Consider the following 3,987-nt stretch of genomic DNA (forward strand, 5'->3'; position numbering starts at 1 on the left):
GGAACGGACGCTTCCTTTGTACTCACCCTCTCGGGCTTTCCTCCGGGCTTTCGTTCTGTTCTTGCGTTTCCGACTCTATCAGACTCTTTCGTGTCCGACTTCCTCGGTGCTTTCCAGGTTTTCGCTTTCGCGTTTCCCTTTCCGGCGGTTCCGACTCTATCAGAAGTTCTCCACCGGATTTCTCCGGCTTCGGATTCCTGGATGAGGAGTCGAGTGTCCCCATTCAGAATTCACCTCATGGGGGGGGTGTTGCCGAACTGTTCAGCTCCAGGCAACCGTTCGACTCTACATCACGGCTCAGGACCGAGTCAAAACGGCGAGCTGTCGACGTCTCAGCCCCCCTGCCTCTCCGAGCATGTCCTGGTCAGCGGCCGCATCGCCTGCTCGCGAAGGGCGTGGATGAGCGTCGTGACGTGGGGCCGGTCGCCACGCCCGAGGGCGGCGACGCCGATGTGCCGGATCGGCCCCGGCGACTTGATCGGGACGGTGCACAGGCCGGGGATCTCCGGGGCGAGCGCGATCGAGGGGATCAGGGAGATTCCCATGCCTGCGGCGACGAGCGAGCGGGCGAAGAAGTAGTCGGTGGTGGTCCCGCGCACTTCCGGCTCGAAGCCGGCGCGCTCGGCGTAGCGGCGCAGGTATGCCTCGGTCTTCAGGCAGCCGAGGATCCAGGGCTCGGCTGCCAGCTCGGCGAGGTCGAGCGCGTCGCGGTCGGCAAGTCGGTGCCCTTGCGGCAGGACGACGTGCAGCGGGTCTTCCAGGAGCGGCGTCCACTCCAGGCTGGCGCTGGGGCCCGGCCCCCCGGGTAGCGGGCCGTCGAAGTGGTAGGCGAGGGCGAGGTCCACGGCGCCCTGGCGGACGAGCGGCAGGGTCTCCTCGGGTTCGCCCTCCCTTATGTGGAGCACGATGCGGGGATGGACCGCCATGAGCCGGGGGAGAGCGGCGGGCAGCAGGAGCCTGCCGCCGCTGGTGAAGGTGGCGACGGTGAGTTGGGTGCGGCCCGTACCGAGCTGGGCGACCTGCTGTTGGGCGTGTTGGAGCTCCGCGGCGACGGATTCGGCGGCGCCGACCATGATCTGGCCTGCCTGTGTGAGGGTGACGCCCCGGGTGCTGCGGGCGACGACCTGGGCGCCGAGGCTGCGCTCCAGGGCGGCCACCTGCTGGGAGACGGCCGAGGGGGTGAGGCGGAGAGCCATGGCGGCCTGGTTGAAGCTGCCGTGCTCCGCCACCGCCCGCAGGACGCGGAGCCGCTGCACATCGATCAACAGTTTTCCTTAATGCCTATCCAGTAAGTCAGGACTTCTGCTGATGACAGTAGGTCTCCACGATGGGGGCATGCAAAGGATCTGCGTCATCGGCGGAAGCCGGTACTTCGGAAAGCGCCTGGTGGAGCGCTTGCAGGCTGCGGGCCACCAGGTCACCGTGATCAACCGCGGCTCCACCTCGCCGCCCGCCGGCGTCGAGCACCTCATTGCCGACCGCGGCGACGAGGCCGCTCTGGCGGCCGCGCTCGGCCCCCGCACCTACGACGTCGTGGTGGACCAGGTCTGCTACACCCCGGTGCAGGCCGCCATCGCCGCCCGCGTCTTCGCGGGCCGCACCCGGCGCTACGTCATGACCTCCACGATCGAGGTCTACGACCCCGCGACCGCCGCACTGCCGGCCGTACCTCCAGGCACGCCGGTGCCGGAGGAAATCGTGGACCCGGCCACCTGGTTGGTGGCCATGGACCTGCCCTGGCACGACGACGCGTACCTGGAGGCGCACTACGCCGAGGGCAAGCGCCAGTCGGAGGCCGTCCTCGCCCACGCCGGCAGCTTCGAGTTCGCCAGCGTGCGCAGCGCCCATGTACTCGGCGGCGGCGCGCAGGAGTTCACCGGCCGGCTGGCCCACTACGTCTGGCGCATCACCCAAGGCGAAGAGATCACCGTGCACGCGAAGGCGCTGCCCACGGTCTTCATCCACTACGAGGAGCTGGCGGACCTGCTCCTGTGGGCGACCACAGCCGACTTCACCGGTCCGGTCAACGCCTGCTCCGACGGCCCGCTCGATGTACACGACCTCGCCGCGGTCATCGCCACGCAGGCCGGCCGGGAGCCCGTCTACCGGACCGTCCCGGCGGGCGCGGAGGCCTCGGCGTTCTCCTTCGACCGCCACTACGCCATGAGCAACGCCCGCGCGAAGGAGCTGGGCTTTGCCTTCTCCCACACCACCGACTGGTTGCCCGGCGCCGTCGCCGAAGCCCTCACCACCGAGCCGTCACCCACCGACTGAGGAACGGAGCCGCCATGCAGTACCGCACCATCGCCCACACCGCCGTCAGCGCCATCGGCCTGGGCGCCATGCCGCTGTCCATCGAGCACCGCCCGGACGAGACACGGGCCATCGCCACCGTCCATGCAGCCCTCGACGCCGGCGTCACGCTCATCGACACCGCCGACAGCTACCACTGGCACGCCGGCGAGGCGGGCCACAACGAGCTGCTGATCGCCCGCGCCCTGGCCCGCTACGGCAGCGACACCTCCGACGTCCTGGTGGCCACCAAGGGCGGCCGGGGCCGCCCCGGCGACGGCAGCTGGACCGTCACCGCCACCCCCGCCCACCTCAAGCAAGCTGCCGAGGCCTCCGCCAAGCGCCTGGGCATCGACGCGATCGGCCTGTACCAGCTGCACAAGCCGGACCCGGCCGTGCCCTGGGCGGAGTCCGTCGGCGCGCTGCGCGAGCTGCTCGACGCCGGCACGATCCGCGCCGCGGGAATCTCCAACGTCACCACCGACCAGATCCGCCAGGCGCATCAGGTCCTCGGCAGCGGCCTGGCCTCCGTGCAAAACCGGTACTCGCCCGCCGTCCGCGACAGCGAGCCCGAGCTGCGGCTGAGCACTCAGCTGGGTCTGGCCTTCCTGCCCTGGAGCCCACTCGGTGGCATCTCCCGCAGCTCCCTCGACAGCCCTTCCGGCCCCACGTCCGTCGCCACCGCCTTCCACCACATCGCAGCCGAGCGCGGCGTCAGCCCGCAGCAGATCGCCCTGGCCTGGCTGCTCGCCCGCTCGCCGTCAGTGATCCCGGTACCGGGAGCCAGCCGCCCGGCCTCCATCACAGACTCGGCCAAGGCCGCGGAGCTCACGCTGAGCACGGAAGAGCTGGCGCGGCTCGAGGACTCTCTACCCGGCTGAGGTGGCACGCGGGTCGCTCGCGCTCACAGGTTGACCCGCTTCAGGTAGACCCGGCTGCGGTGGGGGATGGTCTGGTACCAGACCATCAGGTGCTCGTCCTCGTACGTACGCAGCCGCATGGGCTGGGGATCCTCGTAGAGGCTGCCGTCCTTGGGGTCGATGGCCATCGACGCCAGGTCGACCAGGCCCTCCATGACGACGGCGACCAGCTCCTGGTGCTCCGCGGGCATGTCGCCGAGCACCCACAGCCGGCTGGGATCGCACTCCCATGCCCAGCCGTTGTCGTTCTCCACTCCTTCGCCCCGCGGAGTCACTGACCGATCTCGCGCTGGGCCTCGGCGAGGATGCGGCTGCTGGTCTCCATCGCGGCCCGGAACTGTTCCTCCGTCGCGTCCGGGTCCCCGGCCACCCGCTCCGCTTCGTACAGCGCGGCCGATCGCGCGGGCCAGCGGTGGATCGCCACGTGCGTGGCCCACTTGATCAGGAAGAACCGCAGCGGGTTGATGGCACCGGTCTCCGCGGCACGGTCGAAGGCCTCGTTGCATTCCTTGTCGAGCACGGCGAGGTTGGCCATGTCGATCCGGCGCACCGCGTCCCGCAGGGCTTCCCGCGTCATCGCCGGCTGAGGGATGAGCGGCCCGCCGTCTTCCAGCTGCTGTGCAGTCATCGTGTCCTCCCGGGGAACGCGGCCAGGATACCCAGCCGAGCCGACGACCTGCCCGTAAACGCAGAAAAGCCCCGCACCGAACCCATAAGGGCTGGTGCGGGGCTTTCCCACAATGATTGTTCGGCGGCGTCCTACTCTCCCACAGGG

General features: G+C 69.7%; 5 protein-coding genes. 2 read left to right on the plus strand and 3 right to left on the minus strand.

Translation table 11 applies throughout. The features are described 5' to 3' along the window. Positions 1–332: 332 nt before the first annotated feature. On the minus strand, positions 333–1,265 hold the full coding sequence (locus ACZ45T_RS39140) for a LysR family transcriptional regulator (RefSeq protein WP_468449250.1): 933 nt from the start codon (positions 1,263–1,265) through the stop codon (positions 333–335). 70 nt (positions 1,266–1,335) lie between these two features. On the opposite strand from ACZ45T_RS39140, the gene ACZ45T_RS39145 reads away from it, so the two are divergent. Next, on the plus strand, positions 1,336–2,274 hold the full coding sequence (locus ACZ45T_RS39145; RefSeq protein WP_468449252.1) for an NAD-dependent epimerase/dehydratase family protein: 939 nt from the start codon (positions 1,336–1,338) through the stop codon (positions 2,272–2,274). Positions 2,275–2,288: 14 nt separating this feature from the next. Then, the gene (locus tag ACZ45T_RS39150) at positions 2,289–3,173 is read left to right on the plus strand and encodes an aldo/keto reductase (RefSeq protein ID WP_468449254.1); all 885 of its coding nucleotides are present in this window, start codon (positions 2,289–2,291) and stop codon (positions 3,171–3,173) included. Positions 3,174–3,196: 23 nt separating this feature from the next. Here the strand turns inward: ACZ45T_RS39150 and ACZ45T_RS39155 are convergent, their stop codons facing one another. Together ACZ45T_RS39155 and ACZ45T_RS39160 are read right to left on the minus strand one after the other, a co-directional pair. After that, positions 3,197–3,466: a hypothetical protein gene (locus tag ACZ45T_RS39155; protein WP_468449256.1), complete on the minus strand. Its 270-nt coding sequence runs from the start codon at positions 3,464–3,466 to the stop codon at positions 3,197–3,199. A gap of 17 nt (positions 3,467–3,483) precedes the next feature. Continuing rightward, complete coding sequence (locus tag ACZ45T_RS39160) at positions 3,484–3,840, minus strand: hypothetical protein (protein ID WP_468449258.1); 357 nt, start codon at positions 3,838–3,840, stop codon at positions 3,484–3,486. Positions 3,841–3,987: the final 147 nt, after the last annotated feature.

Source organism: Streptomyces sp. NPDC030995 (assembly GCF_055571215.1).

Bases quoted from the DNA above. Each gene is read 5' to 3' on its own strand.
- ACZ45T_RS39150 (WP_468449254.1), top strand. From the start codon at position 2,289: ATGCAGTACCGCACCATCGCCCACACCGCCGTCAGCGCCATCGGCCTG.
- ACZ45T_RS39160 (WP_468449258.1), bottom strand. From the start codon at position 3,840: ATGACTGCACAGCAGCTGGAAGACGGCGGGCCGCTCATCCCTCAGCCG.
- ACZ45T_RS39145 (WP_468449252.1), top strand. From the start codon at position 1,336: ATGCAAAGGATCTGCGTCATCGGCGGAAGCCGGTACTTCGGAAAGCGC.